The sequence below is a fragment of the Streptomyces sp. NPDC051582 genome, from assembly GCF_040681715.1.
Lineage (GTDB): Bacteria > Actinomycetota > Actinomycetes > Streptomycetales > Streptomycetaceae > Streptomyces.
This window is the reverse complement of sequence record NZ_JBFAZJ010000024.1, coordinates 81,972-100,411: the sequence shown is the minus strand read 5'-3', so window position 1 is coordinate 100,411 and position 18,440 is coordinate 81,972. Positions and strand designations below refer to the sequence as shown.

18 protein-coding genes are annotated in these 18,440 nt (G+C 73.1%); 1 reads left to right on the top strand and 17 read right to left on the bottom strand.

What is annotated here, in order from left to right; translation table 11 throughout:
* Positions 1-58: 58 nt before the first annotated feature.
* Positions 59-1,072: a LuxR C-terminal-related transcriptional regulator gene (locus tag AB0M92_RS27670; RefSeq protein ID WP_366105020.1), complete on the bottom strand. Its 1,014-nt coding sequence runs from the start codon at positions 1,070-1,072 to the stop codon at positions 59-61.
* 160 nt (positions 1,073-1,232) lie between these two features.
* Here AB0M92_RS27670 and AB0M92_RS27665 point away from each other — a divergent pair, with 160 nt between their 5' ends.
* Positions 1,233-1,433 (top strand): hypothetical protein, encoded by a 201-nt coding sequence (locus tag AB0M92_RS27665; RefSeq protein ID WP_366105019.1) that lies wholly within the window; start codon positions 1,233-1,235, stop codon positions 1,431-1,433.
* A 136-nt stretch (positions 1,434-1,569) separates the two neighbouring features.
* On the opposite strand, the gene AB0M92_RS27660 is transcribed toward AB0M92_RS27665, so the two are convergent.
* From AB0M92_RS27660 to AB0M92_RS27585, 16 genes are all read right to left on the bottom strand, one after another.
* Positions 1,570-2,598 carry a TauD/TfdA family dioxygenase gene (locus tag AB0M92_RS27660; protein WP_366105018.1) on the bottom strand — a complete coding sequence of 343 codons (1,029 nt, stop codon included), beginning with the start codon at positions 2,596-2,598 and terminating at the stop codon, positions 1,570-1,572.
* A 5-nt stretch (positions 2,599-2,603) separates the two neighbouring features.
* Entirely contained in the window at positions 2,604-3,701 is a 1,098-nt protein-coding gene (locus AB0M92_RS27655; RefSeq protein WP_366105017.1) for an aspartate kinase, read from the bottom strand.
* On the bottom strand, positions 3,698-4,756 hold the full coding sequence (locus AB0M92_RS27650; protein ID WP_366105016.1) for an aspartate-semialdehyde dehydrogenase: 1,059 nt from the start codon (positions 4,754-4,756) through the stop codon (positions 3,698-3,700). Before AB0M92_RS27650 ends, AB0M92_RS27655 begins: the two co-directional genes overlap by 4 nt.
* 34 nt (positions 4,757-4,790) lie before the next feature.
* Positions 4,791-5,711 carry a transporter substrate-binding domain-containing protein gene (locus AB0M92_RS27645; protein ID WP_366105015.1) on the bottom strand — a complete coding sequence of 307 codons (921 nt, stop codon included), beginning with the start codon at positions 5,709-5,711 and terminating at the stop codon, positions 4,791-4,793.
* On the bottom strand, positions 5,708-7,060 hold the full coding sequence (locus AB0M92_RS27640; RefSeq protein WP_366105014.1) for a methylaspartate mutase: 1,353 nt from the start codon (positions 7,058-7,060) through the stop codon (positions 5,708-5,710). The genes AB0M92_RS27645 and AB0M92_RS27640 overlap by 4 nt, the downstream gene beginning before the upstream one ends.
* Complete coding sequence (locus tag AB0M92_RS27635; RefSeq protein WP_366105013.1) at positions 7,060-7,593, bottom strand: cobalamin-dependent protein; 534 nt, start codon at positions 7,591-7,593, stop codon at positions 7,060-7,062. The genes AB0M92_RS27640 and AB0M92_RS27635 overlap by 1 nt, the downstream gene beginning before the upstream one ends.
* A 120-nt stretch (positions 7,594-7,713) precedes the next feature.
* Entirely contained in the window at positions 7,714-8,748 is a 1,035-nt protein-coding gene (locus AB0M92_RS27630; protein WP_366105012.1) for a helix-turn-helix transcriptional regulator, read from the bottom strand.
* Between the two features lie 7 nt (positions 8,749-8,755).
* Positions 8,756-9,235 (bottom strand): DUF4188 domain-containing protein, encoded by a 480-nt coding sequence (locus tag AB0M92_RS27625; protein ID WP_366105011.1) that lies wholly within the window; start codon positions 9,233-9,235, stop codon positions 8,756-8,758.
* Between the two features lie 9 nt (positions 9,236-9,244).
* Complete coding sequence (locus tag AB0M92_RS27620) at positions 9,245-10,657, bottom strand: aldehyde dehydrogenase family protein (protein WP_366105010.1); 1,413 nt, start codon at positions 10,655-10,657, stop codon at positions 9,245-9,247.
* Complete coding sequence (locus AB0M92_RS27615) at positions 10,654-11,049, bottom strand: hypothetical protein (protein WP_366105009.1); 396 nt, start codon at positions 11,047-11,049, stop codon at positions 10,654-10,656. Before AB0M92_RS27615 ends, AB0M92_RS27620 begins: the two co-directional genes overlap by 4 nt.
* Positions 11,042-11,455 (bottom strand): hypothetical protein, encoded by a 414-nt coding sequence (locus tag AB0M92_RS27610; RefSeq protein WP_366105008.1) that lies wholly within the window; start codon positions 11,453-11,455, stop codon positions 11,042-11,044. The genes AB0M92_RS27615 and AB0M92_RS27610 overlap by 8 nt, the downstream gene beginning before the upstream one ends.
* 5 nt (positions 11,456-11,460) lie before the next feature.
* Positions 11,461-12,093 (bottom strand): sigma-70 family RNA polymerase sigma factor, encoded by a 633-nt coding sequence (locus AB0M92_RS27605; RefSeq protein WP_366105007.1) that lies wholly within the window; start codon positions 12,091-12,093, stop codon positions 11,461-11,463.
* Between the two features lie 255 nt (positions 12,094-12,348).
* Positions 12,349-13,119 (bottom strand): 4'-phosphopantetheinyl transferase superfamily protein, encoded by a 771-nt coding sequence (locus AB0M92_RS27600; protein ID WP_366105006.1) that lies wholly within the window; start codon positions 13,117-13,119, stop codon positions 12,349-12,351.
* 22 nt (positions 13,120-13,141) lie between these two features.
* Positions 13,142-14,899 carry an acyl-CoA dehydrogenase family protein gene (locus tag AB0M92_RS27595; protein ID WP_366105005.1) on the bottom strand — a complete coding sequence of 586 codons (1,758 nt, stop codon included), beginning with the start codon at positions 14,897-14,899 and terminating at the stop codon, positions 13,142-13,144.
* On the bottom strand, positions 14,896-16,803 hold the full coding sequence (locus tag AB0M92_RS27590) for an acyl-CoA dehydrogenase (protein WP_366105004.1): 1,908 nt from the start codon (positions 16,801-16,803) through the stop codon (positions 14,896-14,898). The genes AB0M92_RS27595 and AB0M92_RS27590 overlap by 4 nt, the downstream gene beginning before the upstream one ends.
* Positions 16,800-18,422 (bottom strand): PfaD family polyunsaturated fatty acid/polyketide biosynthesis protein, encoded by a 1,623-nt coding sequence (locus AB0M92_RS27585; protein WP_366105003.1) that lies wholly within the window; start codon positions 18,420-18,422, stop codon positions 16,800-16,802. The genes AB0M92_RS27590 and AB0M92_RS27585 overlap by 4 nt, the downstream gene beginning before the upstream one ends.
* Between the last annotated feature and the right edge of the window lie 18 nt (positions 18,423-18,440).

The following is an 18,440-nucleotide window of genomic DNA, read 5'->3' as shown; positions in this document are numbered from 1 at the left end:
ATCAGCAACGGGAACGGGCGGCCAGAAAATCCGCATGTCAAGTAGCGGACACCGCCCGTCAGGAACTTGACACACCATCGCCGTCGAGGATCAATCCCTGGCGGGTGAGAACTATCCCAGCCTGAAAACGGCTGGTGGCACCGACCTCGTTCATGATGGCGGAAATATGGCGGCGGCATGTTCGGGTGGCCATTCCGAGGCGCCGGGCGATCACCTCGTCCTTCAGTCCCATCGCCATCAGCCGGATGACCGACATCCTCAGCTCCTCGGTGTGGTGGTACTCCGCGGCGCCGCCGGTGTCGAAGGCCTGGCTGCCCTGCCAGTCGGACTCGAAGGAGCGGCACAGGTAGGCGACGACCGTGGGGTCCGTCACGAGGGCCGCGCCGGGCGGTACCTTGCCCTTGCGTTCCTTGGGTATGAAGGCCAGCTTGCGGTCGTAGATGATGAGCCGCTCGGACAGTTCCTCCGCGACGCGGACCTCGGCGCCGGCCTCGCAGATCTGGCGCACGTAGGAGCGCGTGGCCAGGCTCGCCGAGGCGGTGCTCTGGTAGAGGGTCCGGATGCGGACACCGCGCTGGCGGAGCTCCAGGGTCTGTAACAGGTCCTGTTCGAGCAGTTCCGCGCTGCGGCCGCCGCCCGGCTGGAGGGTGATGCGCTCTTCGGTGCAGCGCCGCCTCGCCAGATCGATCTCCCGCCGGACGTCCTCGAAGTCGTCCAGGACGCGGATGGGCACGTCCTCGGCCACGGGCAGGGCGCGCGAGCGGTACATGGCCGACAGTGCCTGCAGCTGCTGGTGGATCCCGGAGATCTCACGGCGCCGCTGGGCGATCGCCAGCTCCAGCGGCGTCACCAGCTCGGCCTCGGCGATCTCCGGGTCGAGCGCCACCACGGCACGGTCGTCCCCCGCGGAGGCCAGCAGCCGCAGGCTCTGGAGGACCTTGCGGGCCTCGGTGACCAAGTGGACCTCGACCCCGAGGGAGCGGGCGACGTCGTCGTCCACGAACGAACCCGTGCGGAGCGCGTACTCATAGGTCGCAACGGCGACTTCGTCCAAAGGGTGGTGCTCGGTCACGGTCAGCCCCCGCCTGAATGTCCGATTTGCCGCTATCCACTTATGGCCGCTCCATCATAGGACATCCCCGGCCACTCGAACTCGATCTTTAGAAGTGTGAGATTTCGAGTGCGGCGCAGAGAGCACCGCACACAACCGAGGCATACCAGGGGATAGCGACATGAGCGCACGAACTTTCCTGACCCAGGGCATCGCCGCCGCAGTTCTGGCAATCGGAGTGATTCATTCAGCCGGGCTGGCGGGCGTGACGGCTTCCGCCGGAGAAACGCGGCAGCACACGGTGATTAACGCCGACGACAAGTGGGACATTCCCATCCCCCACGGTACTCAGACGCCCGTTCCCGGCGACGGAAATTCCTGATTCGACTCCACAGAACCGAGGATTCACCGTGTCCCTTACGCGATTCCCCGCGAATGCGCACCAGGTTCTCCGCGCGGACTCCGGAACCCTCCACTGGCCGCGGCGGCTCTCGTAGACGCCCCCGCCCCCCGGCCGGTCAGAAGTACACCCGGCGGTCCTGGGGAGTCACCCGGTAGCGGATGTCCCACAGGCTGCGCCGCACATAGGTCCGCTGGAGCCAGCGGTCCCGGCCGTCATGGCGGGCGCCGAAACGCGACCGGGCGTGAACGCCCTTGCGATTGTTGACCAGCAGGGCCTGACCCGGCTCCAGCCGAACGGCGTGCGCCACCGCGCGGCACGTCTCCTGGAGCCTCTCGAAAGCTGCCCCGGCGTCCCGGTTCAGCGCGCGCACGCCATTGGCCGACACGGTGATCTCCGGATGGGCCTCGCCGCCGCTGATGATCGGCACCGGTTCGGAGAGCACCTCCGCACCGCCCGCGACACTGCGGGTGTAGCTGCCCGGCGCGTTGAGCCGGAAGTACGGACCGCGCAGGAGTTCCAGCGCGTCCGGCGGCAGCTGCCCGCAGATGTCGCGGGCATCGGCGTAGTAGGTGACCGCGTCCCCGAAGGGGCCGGCGCGCAGGCAGTTGAGCACCAGGAAGTCCGGATTGGCCAGGTCGTAGCGGCCCGTCGCGTCGTACGTGATGTCGCTGTGGAAGTTCAGGAAGACCGCGGAGCTCTGGTTGGTCTGGGTCCGCTCCCCGCCGGCGACCGGGACGACGTCGTGGATCAGCCGGCCGGCCTTCTCCGTGAGCACGCCGAGGGGCTCCCCCAGGAGCCCGCTCAGGCCCAGCAGCACGCCCTCGCTGACGAACCCGCTCTTGCCCCGGCCCGGCCCGCCGTCGAGCGGCGTCGGGCCGGTCTCCGCGTCGACGGGCAGGTTGCGCACCAGGGCGACGCCGGGCGTGTCGTGGTGCCGGCCGAAGTCCAGGACGCAGCGCAGGAGGTCGAGGGGCAGCATCGCGAACACCTGGTGGCAGCGGGCCGTCGCCCGGTCGATGTCCGGGCCCGGATCGGGCAGGGCCAGCAGCTCCCGGCCGATCGCCTCCCGCACGGCATCCGGCAGCGCCAGGTCCGCGAAGGTCGCGTCCCTGTTGCCGGCCATGGTCATGGTCGTTCCGCTCATGTCGCTCACGCCTCCACTCGTACGCCGGTCCGGCTCGCGGCCGGGAAGTCCATTGCGTCGTGCAGCCGTTGCGCCAGGCGCACGGCGTCCTCGCCGCCGGGGGCCACGTGCATGGTCACCCTGCTGCCCCGCACCTCGGCCACGGGCACGCCCGCGGCCCGGCCCGCCTTGACGCCGTGCTTGCGCTGAAGGGCCTCCGTGTCGACGTACCCGCCGACGACCGCCACCGACGGCCGGCGGTTCAGCCGCACCGTGTCGAGTCCTTCGAGGTGGAACGCGTGGTGGGCGGAGTCCGCGTGCGCGTCGTCGCGGTAGTCGAGCACCAGGGAGCGCTGGTCGAAGACCACCGCCGTCGTCTGGGTTCCGACCCCGCTGATCGTCGTGCCCGTCCCGTAGGGGGCGCGGTTGTGTCGCAGCACGATCTCGATCCGGTGCCGCAGTGCGAGCTGAACGGAGCGGCGGTGCAGCACCTTCGCCCCGTACAGCGACATCAGCGCCGCCATGTTGTACGAGACCTCCGGGAGCATGCGGGCCCCGGCGATCAGGTGGGGGTCGGAGGTGTAGATCCCGTCGACGTCCGAGTGGATCTCGCACACCCGGCTGCCGACTGCCCGGGCCACGGCCAGGGCCGACAGGTCGGAGCTGTTCTTGCCCAGCCAGGTCGGACGGCCTTCGCCGTCCACCGCCTGTCCCCCAGGCACCACCACCACCTCGTGTTCCGACAGCGCCTTGCGCAGCGGGGCCGGGTCGGTGTCGACCACGCGGGCCCACAGGAAGGAGGCGTTCGTGGTCAGTCCGAGCTGGTGGCCCGCGAGCACGGTGGCGCTGCGCCCCCTGCGGTGCAGGGCGGTGGCCAGCAGATGGGCGCTGACCAGGTCGGCGGTGGTCAGCAGGCCGGCGCCGGTCGCGGCCTCGGGCTGCCGGTTGACCTCGTGCAGCCGCCCGCGCAATCCCTCGGTCTCGCCGTGCATCGCGCTGACGACGACGGCCATCGGGCGGGCCTCGGACCGGATGCGCTCGTCGAGCCCGCGCGCGAGCTCGTCGTAGGCGCCGTGGGTGGGGAAGGTCGAGCCGCCGAACTTCAGTACCACGGGAGTCTTCACCGGATGCCGCCCGCCAGGAAGCCGCGACCCAGGACGTACTCGGCGATCTGGATCGCGTTCAGGGCCGCGCCGACGCGGAGGTTGTCGGAGACCAGCCACAGCCAGAACCCCCGCGGATTGTGCGGCGACACCCGTACCCGGCCCACGTGCACGTGATCGGGGTGCCCCGCCTTCAGCGGGGTCGGGAACGCCGCCCGGTTCTCGGCGTCGTGGACGGTGACCTCGGGCTGCGCCGACAGCAGCGCGATCAGCTCGTCGCGGTCGACCGGGGCGTCCGCCTCGATCCACACCGCTTCGGAGTGGCAGTTGACGACGGGGACGCGGACGCAGGTGGTGGTGACGTCCAGATGGGCCAGGCCCAGGATCTTGCGGGACTCCCGGACCATCTTCTCCTCCTCCAGGGTGAACCCGCTGTCCTGGAGCACGTCGATGAAGGGCACCACGTTGAACGCCAGCGGCGGCCGGAACCGCTCGGCCGGCAGCTCCGCGTCGGGGTCCCGCAGCGCCAGGTCGCTGCCTTCCAGCAGTTCCTCGACGCCGTGGTGGCCCTGGCCCGACGCGGCCTGGTAGGTGCTGACCACGGCCTGGCGCACGCCCCAGCGCCGTTCCACCGGCTGGAGCACGCGGACCAGCGGGATGGTCGAACAGTTGGGGTTGGCGATGATGCCGCTCTCCGGCGGCTCGTCCAGGGCGCGGTGGTTGACCTGGGGCACGACGAGCGGGGTGCCGGGGTCCATGCGGAAGGCGTTGGTGTTGTCGATGACCAGGGCCCCCTTGGCCACGGCGCCCGGCACCCACTCGGCGCTGACGCCGGTGCCGGCGGAGAAGAAGGCCAGGTCGACGAGGCCGAAGTCGAAGTCCTCCAGGGCCTGGACCTCGTACGGCCTGCCGCCCACCGGGATCAGCCGGCCCGCGCTGCGCGACGAGGCGACCAGGTGGAGTTCGCGGTGGCGCAGCGCCCTTTCCTCCAACAGCTCGATGAGGGTGCTGCCCACGGCTCCGGTCGCGCCGACGATGGCGATGCGCGGAGCGGCGGGGTCGGTGACGAGCGTCATCAGACTTCTCCGTTCGGGACGAGGGGACGGCGGGTCAGTGCAGGGGTACCGGGTAGTGCAGCCCGCCCGCGGTCCACAGCCGGTTGAGACCGCGCGGCACGTCGAGGCCGGAGGCGGCGCCCAGGTTGCGTTCGTAGACGTCCGCGTAGGTGCCGACCGCGGCGAGCACCCGGTCGGCCCACTGCTCGTCGAGTCCGACGGCGGGACCGTGGGGGTTCGCGCGACGGGCCGCGGCCCCGGGCGTCTCGTACTCGGCGGCCAGGAGCAGCTGCAGGACCCAGCGGACCAGCCTGAACCAGTACGGGTCGGTCTCGTGGACCGCGGCCGCCATCGGCTCCCGGGATATCGAAACCGGGAGGATGTGGTGGTCGCGGGGCCTGGGCAGTCCCGCCCGGGCGCCGGCGAGGGCGGTGCGGTCCAGTACGTAGGCGGCGCAGGACCCGTCCGCGTAGGCGGCCAGGGCCTCGGCGGGGTCGTCGTAGGCGACGGGTTCGACGCTCAGGCCGCGGGGGCCGTACCAGGCGTCCAGGTTGACCGCGGTGGTACAGCCCCGGTGGACCGCGAGGCGGTGGCCGGCGAGGTCCGCGGGCCCGGTGAAGCCCGCGTCCGCGGGGACGAGGAACCCTTCGCCGTCGTAGCAGGTGATGCCGGCGAAGAGCACCCGTCGCGCGGCCTCGCGGCCCATCGTCCAGGTCAGGTTGCAGACCGTCAGGTCCGCGCGGCCCGCTTCGAGCGCCGCCAGCCGGTCGTCGGCCTTGACGGGGCGCCAGTCGACGGCCTCGGGGTCACCGAGGGCGGCCGCGGCGACGGCGCGGGCGATGTCGGTGTCCAGACCGGTCCAGCGTCCGCCGGGAGTGCGCAGCGACAGGCCGTGGATGCCCTGGGAGACGGCGGCCCGCAGGGCCCCGCGGACCCGTACGGCCCGCAGGGTGGCCGTCGAGGCCGGGCGCGTCACGACGCACGCCCGTACGGGGCCCCGTACGGGGCCCCGGGTGACCGGCCGTCGAAGCGGCGGCGGTTGAAGCCGAGCAGTTCGGTCAGCTGCGCGGCGGTGACGGGGGCGGCGGCGGCCGTGGGCGCGGGGGTCACGGGCATGCCGCCGGCCCGGCTCCAGCCGAGCGCCCCCGTCGCGTCGATGGTGGCGCGGGTGCGGTTGGCGTTGTCGGGGTGGAGGCAGTAGGGCACGTCGAGGATCCCCCGGGCGAAGGCCCGCAGCAGGCAGGCGCCGACCGTGGCGCCCGTGCCGCCCGGGCCGCCCGGCTCCAGCGCGGCGTCGACGAGGGTACGGGCCTCTTCGTAGAGGCCGGACTCGGTGGGGGTCCACGGGGCGACGCCGCCCGCGGCCTCGGCACCGGTCCGGGCCGCGCCGGTCCCGGCCGCGCCGGCCGCTTCCGCCTCCGCCGCGCGGGCCGCGTGGGCTAGTGCGGCCACGTTCTCCCCGACCGTGGGGATGCGGTGCGCCTCGGCCGGGGTCTTGACGACGAGCCGTTCGGCGCCGCCGCGCACCGCGAGGCGGGCGCTGTCCGCGAGGAGGCGGCGGCTGCCGTGCCCGGTGCGCGGGAAGACGCCCATGAAGGTGTAGAGCACGATGTGGTGGGCGTTGCCGGACAGCCGCTCGTCCGCGAGCCGGCGCAGCGCCGCGAGGGCCTCCAGGTCCTGCCCGGGGTGGACCTGCTGGGCGTAGCTGAGGGAGATCCCCCGCAGCCCGTGCTCCCGGAAGAAGATCGCTTCCAGGACCGAGAGCGCGACCAGCAGGGACGGCGGGCACAGCTGGCCCAGCATGCAGCCGCCGAAGGTCTCCACGTGGGGCGGTACGGGCCGGGCCGCGAGCAGTTCGCAGCCGGCGCTCCATTCGGCGACCGCCCGCGCCAGCGGAACCCGGCCGTAGGGCAGGCAGTACGAGACGGGTCCGCCCTCGGTGGCGTCCGCGCCGGCCTCGGCCATCGCCCGCAGCAGGCGCAGCGGGCGCGGCGTGCCGTGGCGGATCTGGACCGGGAAGTCGGCCGACGCGACCTCCTGGAGGAGGGTGCGCACCGCCGGGACCCCGTGGGCCAGGAGCGGGAAGCCGTTGAGGTCGGCGGGCCGTTCGCGCAGGGCGCGCAGGGCGGCCCCGTCCTCGTGGCACCGGGTGTAGCTGTCCAGGGTGACGGTGCCCACGGTGGTGGCGTCCGCGTCGCGTACGGCGCGCAGGCCGGCGCGCATGCGGTGGAGTTCGCCGAAGCCCATCCGGGGCTGGACGACGAGATGTCCGGCGTCGCGGGCGCGTCGCACGAAGCCGGTGAACCGGTCGGTGGTGCCGTCCATCAGGCCGCTGCCCCGGGTCCCGCGGCGGATCGCGTGAGCGGGCGGCCGTCGGAGCGAGCGGCGAGAGCGGCGAGGAAGGCTTCGAAGCGGAGGAGGCCCGCCTCGGGCCCGCCCTCGGCCGCGTCGTCGAAGACGGCGTCGTATCCGGCGGCGGTCAGCCGCGCGGTGGTGGCACTCGCGTGGTCGCGGCCGCCGGCGCCGAGCTTGCCGTCGACGCCTGGGCCGCCGTCGACGCCGAGCTTGCCGCCGATGACGACGGGCAGGCCGCGCAGGGCCGGTACGGCGCGCAGGGCGCGGATCAGGCGCAGGCCGTCGAGCCGGCCGTGGCCGTTGACGGAGCTGATGACCAGCAGGTCGGGGCGTTCGGTGCGGCAGGCCCGGAGGATCTCGGCGTCGGGCGTCGTACTGCCGAGGTTCGACACCTGGTGGCCCCGGTCCTCCAGGAGCAGTTGGAGGTAGACCAGGTTCCACATGTGGGCGTCCGAGGACAGGCCCGAGACGAGGGTCCGCAAGCGGCGCTTTGTGGAGATCATGCCGTTCATTCGATCCCCCCGGGGGTATCTGAGCGATCAGTCGTGGCAACTATCCACTTCGCCCGACGGCCCGGTCCAGCCGCGCGGGCGGCGAATGCCGATGCGGCCGATCAGGCATTCCTATGCGTCGCGGTCCTGCTCCCGGGGGTCCCCGAGGAGGCCGAGCCGCTCGGCCGCCACGCCGAGCTGGAAGCGGGTCTCCACGCCGAGCTTCTCGCACAGTCCGGCCAGGTAACGGCGCATGGTGCGGGTGGAGATGCCCAGTTTGCGTGCGATGAAGTCGTCCGACCGGCCGCGCGCCAGATGCCGCAGGACGGCCGCTTCGACGTCCTCGAAGACATGGCCGGCCTCACTGCCCGGGGCGCCCGGGCCACCCGCGCCGACCGGCTCCGCGTGTTCCCAGATGTGGTCGAAGATCACGGTGAGGAAGGCGACCACGGTCGGGTCGCGCAGCACCGCTGCGCCGCCCGTCCCCGCGGGGACGACCGCGGTCTCCTCGTCGAGGAGGATCAGCCGCCCCGGTACCACCGCGGCGGTGCGGACCTGGGCGCCGAGGCCGCCCAGGAGCGTCATGTGGTGCAGCGCCTCGCGCTGGCGGCGGGCCGTGTGCGGCAGCACCGTCCGGTACCGCACCCCGCGCGCCAGGAGGTCGCGGTCGAGTTCCCGGGCGGCGTGCAGCGTCTCGGGGCTGCCCAGGGTGGGGTGCACCGTCAGCACGCTGCGGCGCACCTGGGCCGAGAGCTCGGCGAACCGCCGTCGTACGGCGGCGCCGTCGGTGAGCAGTTCGGTCCCGGTCCCCTCCAGCTCCCGGCGCCGGTGGCCCTCGTACAGCGCGCCCAGCGGGCCGAGTTCGCGGCGCGTGGAGTCGATGCGGCGCGTCAGCTCTTGCACCTGGACGTGGGCGGAGGCGGTCAGCGCGAGCGCGGCGAGCCCCGGGGAGAGCGCCTCGTGGCGGTACGGTCCGTCCGGGCTCAGGAGCCCGCGGTCCGTGAGCCGGCCGACCGACTCGGCGAAGCGCGCGGCCGGGATGCCGAGCCGTTCGGCCGCCTCGTCGGCGTCCGGCGACACCTCCAGGAACTGGCGGTAGACGGCGACGTCCTGGGGGGTGAGCGGGCCGTCGGACAGGAGGACCTCGTGTTCCGGGGCCGTGCTCACGCCGGCCTCAGGCCTTCCCCGCACCGCTGCCGCCCGGCACGGGGGGCCGCGTGCGCTGCGGGACGGACTCGGTGGCGGCGGCGATGCCGAACACCGGCATGTTCCGGTAGACGGTGTGCATCCGCTCGGGGTCGACGACGTAGGCCTCGTGGAAGATCCCGACGGCCCCGTCGTTGCCGACCGCGCGGTTGAACCAGGCCCACTTCGAGCGGTGCTTGGCGGCCGCGTTGTGCGAGTAGCGCATCAGGTCTTCCATGGTGCGCCAGTACTGGAGCACGATCACGGTCCGGTTGAACCAGGTCCGCGAGTACAGGAAGCCGTGGTCCTTCTCCTTGCTCACTTCGATCAGCATCGGGATCATCGCGCAGAACGCCGGCACCCAGCGGTGCACCATCCAGAACTTGTTGACGCGGATGCCGATCAGCAGCACCACGGTGCCTTCCGGAGCCGCGGCTATGCGCGGTTCCGTGACGACCTTGAGGTCCATGGTTTCCTCTCAGAAGGGGTAGGAACGCGCCGGGGTGCTGGTGGTGAGGGTGTGCCAGCGGGTGAAGGCCTCGCGGGCCGCCTCGCCGCCGAAGCCGGAGGAGTTGCCCGAGGCCCCGACCCCGCCGAACGGCAGCCGCGGGTCGTGGTTGACCGGCTGGTCGCCGACGTGGACCACGCCGCAGCGCAGTTCGGCGGCGAGGGCGCGGCCCCGGTCGGCATCGGAGGTGTAGACGGCGGCGGTGAGCCCGTAGTCGCTGGTGTTGGCGAGCTCGACCGCCTCCGCCTCGTCGGCGAAGGAGGTGACGCAGGCCACGGGTCCGAAGACCTCGGTGTGGAAGACGGACATCTTCGGTGTCACGTCGGCCAGGACCGTCGGCGGGAAGTACGCGCCCTGTACGCGCCCGCCGGTGACCAGGCGGGCGCCCTGGGCGACGGCGTCCTCGACGGCGGAGGCGATCTTGGTGAGCTGCCCGCGGTCGATGACCGGTCCGATCTGGGCGTCCGTCCGGTAGGGGTCGCCGATGCGCAGGGCCGCGGCGTGGCGGGCGAGGGCCTCGGTGTAGCTCTCGTACACGTCCTGGTGGACGAGGTGGCGGCGGGCGGCCATGCAGATCTGGCCCTGGTGGAGGAAGGAGCCCCAGGAGCCGGCGGAGGCCGCCGCCTCGATGTCGGCGTCCGGCAGGACGACGAAGGCGTTCTGCCCGCCCAGTTCGAGCACCACGCGCTTGAGCAGCCGTCCCGCGGTGGCCCCTATCTCGCGGCCCACCTCGGTGGATCCGGTGAACGACACCATGGCGACGCCGGGCGCCTCCACCAGCGCCGCGCCCGCCTGCGCGTCGCCGTACACCACTTCCAGTACGCCCTCGGGCAGTCCGGCCTCGGCGAGGACTTCGGCGAACAGGCGGCCACCGCTGAGCGGGGTGTGCGGATCGGGCTTGAGCAGGACGGTGTTGCCGAGGCCGAGGGCGGGGGCGACCGAGCGCATGCCGAGCAGGAGCGGGAAGTTCCAGGGCACGATCACCCCGACGACGCCCAGGGGCAGGCGCCGTACCTCGCTGTCGCGGCCCGGGTCGGAGCCGGGGCCGTGCGCCGGGGCGGGAGCGGTGGCCAGTTCGGCGCCGTGGCGCAGCTCGGCGGCGCCGGCGTGGACCTCGTAGAAGGCCTTGCCCGTGATGGATCCGCCCTCGCGCACGAGGAGGTCCTGGGCCTCCTGGGCGCGCTCCAGCAGCAGGTCGGCGGCGCGGCTCAGGATCGCGGCCCGTTCGGCGCCGGGCCTGGCGGCCCACGCCGGGGCTGCCGCGGCCGCCCGGCGGGCCGCGGACCGCACCGAGCCGGGGGTGGCCAGCGGGACGCTGCCCAGTTCCTCGCCGGTGGTGATCTCGCGGCTCGTCAGCAGGCCGGCTTCGGTGACGGTGCTCACCTGGGTACCTCGGTTTCTCGGGGGGCGGGAGGGGTGGCGGCGCGGGTGAGGACGGCGTGGGCGGTGACCCGGCCGGCGCGGGTGGTCACCGAGAGGGCGACGTCGCCGTGCAGGACGCTGCGCGCGTACGGGGCGACCTCCCCCTTGAACAGCAGCGTCCAGGGGCCCTCGCCGTCGCCGCGGAGCGCGATGTCGCCCCATCTGGCCGCGATCCGGGGCGGCGCGGCGAGGGCGCGCAGGGTGGCCTGGCGCAGGGCCCAGCGGACGGCCGGGGAGCCGGTGCCGGGGAGTCGCAGCGCCTCGCGTCCGTGCCGGGCGATCAGGTAGTCGACGGCGGCCGCGTCGACGCTGTAGCTGCCCACGCGCAGGACTCCGTCGCCGTACTCAGGCATGGGCGGCGGCCTGTCCTTCGGCGAGCAGGTTCTCGACCATGGAGACGAGGTTCTCGATCGAGAGTTCGGAGAGCATGCGGTCGAGGGTCAGCCTTCCCGCCCACCGGTCGGTGTCGAGTTGGGGCATGACCGTGTGCAGGCGGCTCAGTCCGCGCCCGCTGATGATTCCCCGCGCGTCGCAGAATTCCGTGTCGGGGACGTCTCCTTGGAGGTACCGGCCGCATTTCTCGACCGTGAGGACGACCGGTGCGCTGCATTCGATGCGGAAGAAGATGTCGAGGAGATCCAGGGATTCCAGGCCGAGGTCGGCGGAGAAGACCAGATCCGTTCGATAGAGGGCGGCGGGGATGTCCAGCGTGTCGATGACGATGGACCTCACCAGTTCGCCGACGTCGTAGTGGGACATGCGCATCACTCCTGTCCGGCCTGCCCGGCCTGTCGGGCCGCCGTCTCGCGGCCTCCCCCTACCAGAGCCTTCACACGGCGCGGACCGGACACGTCCGGATGCGGCGATGCGGCGGCGCCGCACCGGGCCCGCAGCAGCTCCTGCGGGAGCCGCTCGCCGTCCTCGGCGGCGAGCAGGCGGTGCAGTCGCCGCAGGCAGCGGGTGCGGATGGGACCGACCGAGCCGACGGACATGGACAGGGCCGTGGAGATCTCGTCGTACGAGGCCGGCGGATCGGCGAGCGCCAGCATCAGGACGCCGCGGCACTGCTCGGAAAGCGTGTCGATGGCGCGCAGCGTCTCTTCCCGGCGCTGGGCGCGGAGGATGATCTGCTCGGGGCTCTCCGTGCGGCCGGAGAGCCCGTCGAGGGTGTCGCTGTCGCCGACCATGACGAGTTTGTTTCCCCGGACGAGGACTTTGAGGGATTCCCGGCGTGCGACGGTGGCGAGCCAGTCGCCGATGCGGTCGGGGTCGCGGATGCGGTCGACGTTCTGTACGAGGCGCAGCCACGTGAGTTGGCGTACGTCCTCGGCGTCCACGGCGTTCATGCGGTGGCTCCGCACGACGGACCAGACCAGCCTTCCGAATCGTTCCACCATTTCGTCCCAGGAATCCTGCTCTCCCCGCGAGCACCCCGCGAGCAGTTCCGCGTTCCCTTTTCGGGGCATGAGAATTCCTCCGGGGTGGGCTGTGCGGGATACCGGGATGTGTTCCGAAGCGGCGATTTCCATGGAAGCCGTCGCGGTCGGCAGCGGCAAGCGGGACCGGCTGTCAGCTAGCGGACCGGCCACTGGTGGACAGCGCCGGTCCGGTGTGCCGCCGCGGCCGCTGCGCCGGGCCGCCGCCGCGGCCGGTCAGGGGCGCGCCGCGGCCGGCAGGAGTTCGGGGATGGCCGAGCGCAGCCGGACCGGCAGCGGCCCCCGGTCGCTGCGGTCGGCGCGGATGGCCACGCCGAGCGCGAAGCGGTCCCACACCTGGAGGACCTGTACCTGCCACAGGTCCCGTTCCGTCTCGGGGATGTCCTCGTCGACGACGGCGAGGCCCCCGTCGCGCAGGCGGTGTACGGAGAAGGCGTCGAAGCCCCGGCACATGCCCATTCCGGTGGCCTTCGTGTACGCCTCCTTGGCCACCCACGAGTCGGCGAAGGCGTGCCCGCGCTGGTCCTCCCGGTTGCGGCGGAGCACCTCGTTCTCCAGCGGGGTGAACACCTTGGGGGCGAACTGCATCGCCTCGGGGTTGGCGGGGGTGGCCTCGGCGTCCACCCCCGCCGTCCGCCCGCGGACCACGATGGCGGCGATGAGGCCGTTGGTGTGGGTGATGTTGAAGTCGAGCCCCCAGGCGCACCCCTCGACCTCGGGGCGGCCGTACGTGCCGGCCCGGAACCGCCAGGAGTCGGGCGGGACGTCGGCGTAGCGGGACAGGACCTGCCGGGAGAGCAGCCGGGCGCCGAGGAAGCGCCTGCGGGCGGCGGGGAACAGGAGCCGGTCGTGCCGGGCCCGCTCCTCGTCCGTCAGCAGCTCGACACCGCCCGTCGCCTCGGCGAAACGGTCGACGTCCTCCTCGGCGAGCAGCCAGACCTCGGCCGTGTCGGCGAGCGGGTCGGCGAACGCAGCGGTGCCGTCCATGAGACATGCCTCCTTCCTGGAGCTACCAGTTGACGGGGAAGGACCGGAACGAGAAGAGCCGGCCCTCGCCGTGCGCGCCGTACAGTGCCTCGGCCACCTCGGCGACCTCCTGCGGGCCGGTCACCCGACGGGTGGGGTGGAACCGCCTGAGCATCCGCTCCAGGCAGACCAGGAGCACCGCGGGCGAGCGCAGGGACGGATGCATGGTGTCGCGGCCGTGCAGGTGGAGGTGGACGAGGGCGGCCGCGGCCGAGACGAAGGTGTACTGCTTGGCCAGGTCGTACAGTTCGGCGGACTGACCCGCCTCCTTGCCGAGGTCGGAGAAGAGTTTGCGGTGCTCCTCGGCGATGCGGTCGAGTTCGCCGGCGATCTCGCCGGCCGTGTCCGCCGCCGCGGCCAGGCTCGCGGCGTCGCTTCCCGAGGCCTCGGCCGCGGCCCGGTGCAGTGCGTCGACCGCGGAGCGCAGGGCGAGCACCGGGTCGTCCACGCCCCGGCTGAACAACTGCTGGTCGGCGGGCTGGTAGGGCTCCATGGGGTGGGCGGGGTCGAAGAGGGCGGCGGTCCTCTCCACCGCTCCCGCCACCTTCACCGGGTCCTGGTCGACGGCGGTGGCCACCAGGTTCCCCAGCTGGAGGGCGATGTTCTTGAGGTTCACCACGGTGTTCCCGTCGGCGAAGTCGGCGATCGCGAAGTCCCGGACCGCCTTCTGGAAGATGCCGTACCTGGGGTGGGTCCGCAGGTAGTGGCGGGCGCCGAGCACCGTCGCGAGCCGTGCCAGCGTCTCCTGGAGCAGGGTGGGGACGAAGTACTTCACGACCGACGACCAGATGCTGGCCTGCTCCGGCGCGAGCTGGAGGCTGCGCACGGCGCCGGTGGTCAGCGCGTCGGCGATCAGCAGGTCCGCGTAGCTCTCGACCAGCCGGCGCCGGGAGTACGGCACCTCGGAGACGGGCCCGCCGAAGATCATGCGGCGGGTCGCGAAGTCGAGGGTGGTGCGCAGCGCGGTGTCCGTGCAGCTCATGGCGATGCTGGTGATCGCCACCCGGGCGAGCTGGCTGCTCTTGAGCGCCACCTCCAGGCCCTGGCCGACCCGTCCCACGACCGCGGAGTCCGGTACGAAGCACTCGCGCAGCCGTACGCCGCTCATGTCGAGTCCGCGCAGGCCGTGCAGCGGATCGTGCGGCAGGGGCTCGCACGAGCCCGGTGCGAGCGGCCCCTTCTCGACGGCGAACACCGTGTAGCCGCCGGGGCCGCCCTTGTCGGAGGTACGGGCGAAGACCATCACCACGTCGGCGACGGTGGCGTTGCCGATCGTCCACTTCTCGCCGTCGAGCAGCCAGCCGCCCTCGGTGCGGCGGGCGGTGGTCTCGTTGGCGAGGACGTCACTGCCGTGCCTGCGTTCGGACAGGCCCCAGGCCAGCTTGCGGCCGCTCCTGATGACGTCGGCGAAGTGGCGGCGCTGCTCGGGGGTGCCCGCGGTCCACACCGACATGTAGCTGAGGGTGGTGATGACCATCGCGGTCGCGGTGGTCGGGTCGCGGCGCGCGACCAGCCGGTAGAGATTGAAGCCGTCCTGGACGTGGACGGCCCGGCCGCCGGCCTCGACGGGGATGATCCAGTCGTACAGCCCCCAGGAGGCGAGCAGGTCGACGAACTCGTGCGGGTACTCCTCCCGTTCGTCCATGTCGAGGACGCGGCTGAAGGGCATGGGGCCGTCCTGGGCGAACGGGTCGCCCAGGTGGCGCTCCAGATCGGCCATGAGGGCCGGCAGATCGGTCATCGCGGGTCGGCCTCCTCGTTCCTGTCGTGCGTCGGGGTCTTCTCGTTCTTCGCGTCGTTCCCGTCCTGCGGGCCGGAGTCGCTCAGCCGGACCGGGAGGGCGGTGAACAGCAGCCCCGCCCCGTCGAGGGCGGCGGCCGCCCGGCCGGCCGGGGCGAGGTCGCGGCCCGCCGCGGTGCGCGGGTCCCGACCGTCGGCGAGGGCCGCGAGCAGGGCGAGGACCGCGGTGAGCCACCCGGCGTCACCGGGGGCGGCGGCGTAGAGGCCGCGGCCGTCGCGGTGGTACCACCAGGCCAGGGCCCCGGTGGCGGCCGTGTGGAGCACGCACAGGCGGTCGGCGAGGTCCAGCGGCTCCGGGGAGGCCTTCGCCGACCGGGCGCGGTCCCGTTGCGCTTCGGCGGCGCTCCCGGTCACGGCGGCCAGGGCGGCGCGTACCCCGGCGACCAGCTCCGCGGCCCGGGCCTCGCCCCGGCCGAGCAGTTCGGCGGCGATCTCGTGGGCGTGCGCGGCGAATCCGAGCAGGACGTCGTCCTTCGGCCGTACCCCGAGGTCGAGGTCGGCGGCCCGCAGCTCGGGCAGCGACGTCCGGTCGCCCAGGGCGAACAGGGCACGCAGCCGCCGATCCCGCTCCGGGTCGGCCGCGCCCTCGGACCCGGCGGCGTCCGCGAACGCCGGCGCGTACGCGGGGAGGTGCATCGCCAGGGCGCGCAGGTTGCCGAGCACGCTCGTGTCGATGACCGAGACCATCGCGTTGTCCCGTACCGCCTTGTCGAGGACCCCGCCCGGGCCGTCCCTCAGGACCGACCGGGCGCCGACCACGGCGCGTGCGCGGGTGGCGCAGGAGGCGGTCAGGCGCGTGGCGACGTGCTTGACGACCGAGGAGGCCAGGCCGAAGGCGCCGGGTGCGAGGTGCACCTGGCGTGCGGCGACCAGCACCGCGAGGTCGGTGGCGATCAGTTCGGCGGCGGCCAGGGCGAGTTCCCGTGATCCGTACGGCGTGTCCGCGACCGGTACGCCGCCCGTACGGTGCCCCCGGGCGAACCGGAGCGCCGTGCGCAGCGCCGTGTCGGCGGTGGCCAGACAGCCGGCCGTGCTCATCAGCCGGACGATCTGCTGGGCGCGCAGCGCGCCCTCCAGACCGCTGCCCACGTCCCCGACGAGCGCGTGCGGCGCAACGGCGAGCCCGTCGAACTCCAGGTCCGCGAAGTCGATGCCGCGCATCCCGGTGGTGCGCTGCGGCGCCGCCCTGCGCACGCGGGGGTCGGCGAGCTCCTCGGGCCCGAGGAGCACCGCCGTGAAGGCGCCGGCGCCCCGCTCGGAGGTACGGGCCACGATCACGGCGGCGTCGGCGGTGTTCGCCCGCCCGACGAGCCATTTCGTGCCGTGCAGGGTGCCCTCGCCGGTCAGCCGGCAGGTGTTGGCGAGCACGTCGCTGCCGGCCTGTTCCTCGGACAGCCCGAAGGCGATCGTGCGGCCCTCGCGCAGCCAGCCGGCCACCAGCCGGTGCTGTTCGGCCGTGCCGGCGGCGAGCACGGTCATGAGGGCCGAGATGCTGAACATGGTGGCGGGCATGACGTTGACGTCGCGGCGGGCGCAGACGCGGACCAGGATCTGGGCGTCCTCGAAGGAGCGCAGGTTCCCGCCGAGCGAGGCGGGGAGGTGGCACAGGTGGAAGCCCTCCGCGCGCAGCAGCGCCTCGGCCTGCCGGGGGTACTCCTCTTCGGCGTCCCGGGCCGCGCCGGCCGCGAAGCCGAAGGGGTTCTCCGGCGACCAGGGGTCGCCGAGCCGGCCGTCCAGGCGCTCGGCTTCGGGGTGGGGCCCGGCCGGCGCGGTGGGGGCCGCGCCGGGCACGCGGGTGCGGCCTGCGGCGGGCGGGCTCGCGGCGGGCGGGCTCGCGACCGTCACCGTCCCACCCCGACGGCACGGTCGAAGGAGGTGGTGTCCTCCGGGGACGGCCGGGTGGTGATGCCCGCGGGGAAGGCGATTCCGGCCGCCCGCAGCATGGCGAGCCGCTGGTGGAACGCCGCACCCGTCATGATCTGCCGGGCCACGTCGGCGACCCTGCGGTGCTCGGGCGCGGCCAGGTACGTCCCGCGGACCCATGCGTTGAAACTGCCCATCGCCGGTCCGCACCAGATCTGGTAGTCGACGGCGCGGTCGGCCTCACCGGTCTTCGCCCAGCGCGAGGCCATCCCCAGGTACCAGCGGAAGACGAGCGCCGCCCGCCGCTTGGGGTGCCCTTCCGCCCGGACGAGCTGGTCGGGGTCGCGGCGCCGGAAGTACTCGGCGGTCTCCTCCCAGACGCTCTCCAGGGGCCTGCGGAAGATCTGCTTCTCCACCCGCTCGCGCACCTCGGCGGGGATCTCCTCGATGCCCTCGTACGTGCGGTAGAGCTCGTAGAGCTGCTTGGCGCGCATCGGGAAGAACGTGCCGCGCTTGAGGACCTGGAGCTCGACGCCCATCTCGAACATGTCGGCCGCCGGGGCCATCTCGAAGTCGGCTATGCCGGCCTGGGCGAGCATCTGCTTGACCTGCGCGGAGGTACCGGCTTCGAGGCACGACTGGTTGACGGAGCCGGTGACGATGTAGTCGGCGCCCATCGCGAACGCGGCGGCGGCCGCGTCCGGGGTCCCGATGCCGCCGGCGGCCCCGACCCGTATGCGCTCGGGGTAGCCGGCCTCCTGCATGATCGCGTCGCGCTGCCGCATGATGACCGGGAGCAGGGCGGGGAGCGGACGGCGGTCGGTGTGCCCTCCCGAGTCCGCCTCCACGGTGATGTCGTCGGCGAGCGGGACCCGCGGGGCGAGCCGGGCCTGCTCCTCGGTGATGAGGCCGTCCGCGAGGAGCTGGCGCACCATGGCCTCCGGCGCGGGGCGCATGAAGAGTTCGGCCGTCTCGGTGCGGGAGATCTTGGCGATGACCCGGTTGGCGGCGAGGACCCCGTGCGGGCCGCCCGCGCGCAGCCCGGCGAGCCGGTAGCGGACCAGGTGGGGGGTGAGCTTGAGGAAGGCGGACGCCTCCACGCAGGGCACGCCGTACGCGAGGAAGAGTTCGACGGCGGAGCGCTCCAGGCGGTCCTCGCTCGGGCTGTGGATCAGGTTGCAGGCGTAGCCGAGGCCGGGGATCTCGTCGCGGAAGCGGATCAGGGCCTTCTCCACCGCCTCGGGGAGCAGTCCGGCCGCCCCGTACGAGCCGAGGAAGCCCGCCCGGGCCATGGCGACGACCATGTCGGCGGAGGCGATGCCGTTGGCCATGGCACCGCTCATGTAGGCCTGCCGGATGCCGTGCGCGGCGAGGAAGGCGGCGCTGCCGAGCCGTTCGGGGCCGAGCGGGGGTACGGCGGCGACGATCTCGTGGGGGCCGTCGGCGGTGAGCCGCCCGCCGGCGGCCGCGCCCAGCCCGTACGGACCCCGCACGATGTGGACGGGCTCGTCGAGGCGCATCAGGGTTTCGTAGACCCCGGTGTCGCCGACGGCCGGCTCTCCCGGCCCGGTCCACCTCGGGCGGTACTGATCGCTGGTCATGCTGCGTCTCCTGTCGGT

What these genes read in the sequence shown, in the direction of transcription:
- AB0M92_RS27605 (WP_366105007.1), bottom strand. Translation starts at nt 12,093, where the DNA reads ATGGTGGAACGATTCGGAAGGCTGGTCTGGTCCGTCGTGCGGAGCCAC.
- AB0M92_RS27600 (WP_366105006.1), bottom strand. Translation starts at nt 13,119, where the DNA reads ATGGACGGCACCGCTGCGTTCGCCGACCCGCTCGCCGACACGGCCGAG.
- AB0M92_RS27615 (WP_366105009.1), bottom strand. Translation starts at nt 11,049, where the DNA reads ATGCCTGAGTACGGCGACGGAGTCCTGCGCGTGGGCAGCTACAGCGTC.
- AB0M92_RS27660 (WP_366105018.1), bottom strand. Translation starts at nt 2,598, where the DNA reads ATGAGCGGAACGACCATGACCATGGCCGGCAACAGGGACGCGACCTTC.
- AB0M92_RS27595 (WP_366105005.1), bottom strand. Translation starts at nt 14,899, where the DNA reads ATGACCGATCTGCCGGCCCTCATGGCCGATCTGGAGCGCCACCTGGGC.
- AB0M92_RS27650 (WP_366105016.1), bottom strand. Translation starts at nt 4,756, where the DNA reads ATGACGCTCGTCACCGACCCCGCCGCTCCGCGCATCGCCATCGTCGGC.
- AB0M92_RS27665 (WP_366105019.1), top strand. Translation starts at nt 1,233, where the DNA reads ATGAGCGCACGAACTTTCCTGACCCAGGGCATCGCCGCCGCAGTTCTG.
- AB0M92_RS27610 (WP_366105008.1), bottom strand. Translation starts at nt 11,455, where the DNA reads ATGTCCCACTACGACGTCGGCGAACTGGTGAGGTCCATCGTCATCGAC.
- AB0M92_RS27640 (WP_366105014.1), bottom strand. Translation starts at nt 7,060, where the DNA reads ATGGACGGCACCACCGACCGGTTCACCGGCTTCGTGCGACGCGCCCGC.
- AB0M92_RS27585 (WP_366105003.1), bottom strand. Translation starts at nt 18,422, where the DNA reads ATGACCAGCGATCAGTACCGCCCGAGGTGGACCGGGCCGGGAGAGCCG.
- AB0M92_RS27625 (WP_366105011.1), bottom strand. Translation starts at nt 9,235, where the DNA reads ATGGACCTCAAGGTCGTCACGGAACCGCGCATAGCCGCGGCTCCGGAA.
- AB0M92_RS27635 (WP_366105013.1), bottom strand. Translation starts at nt 7,593, where the DNA reads ATGATCTCCACAAAGCGCCGCTTGCGGACCCTCGTCTCGGGCCTGTCC.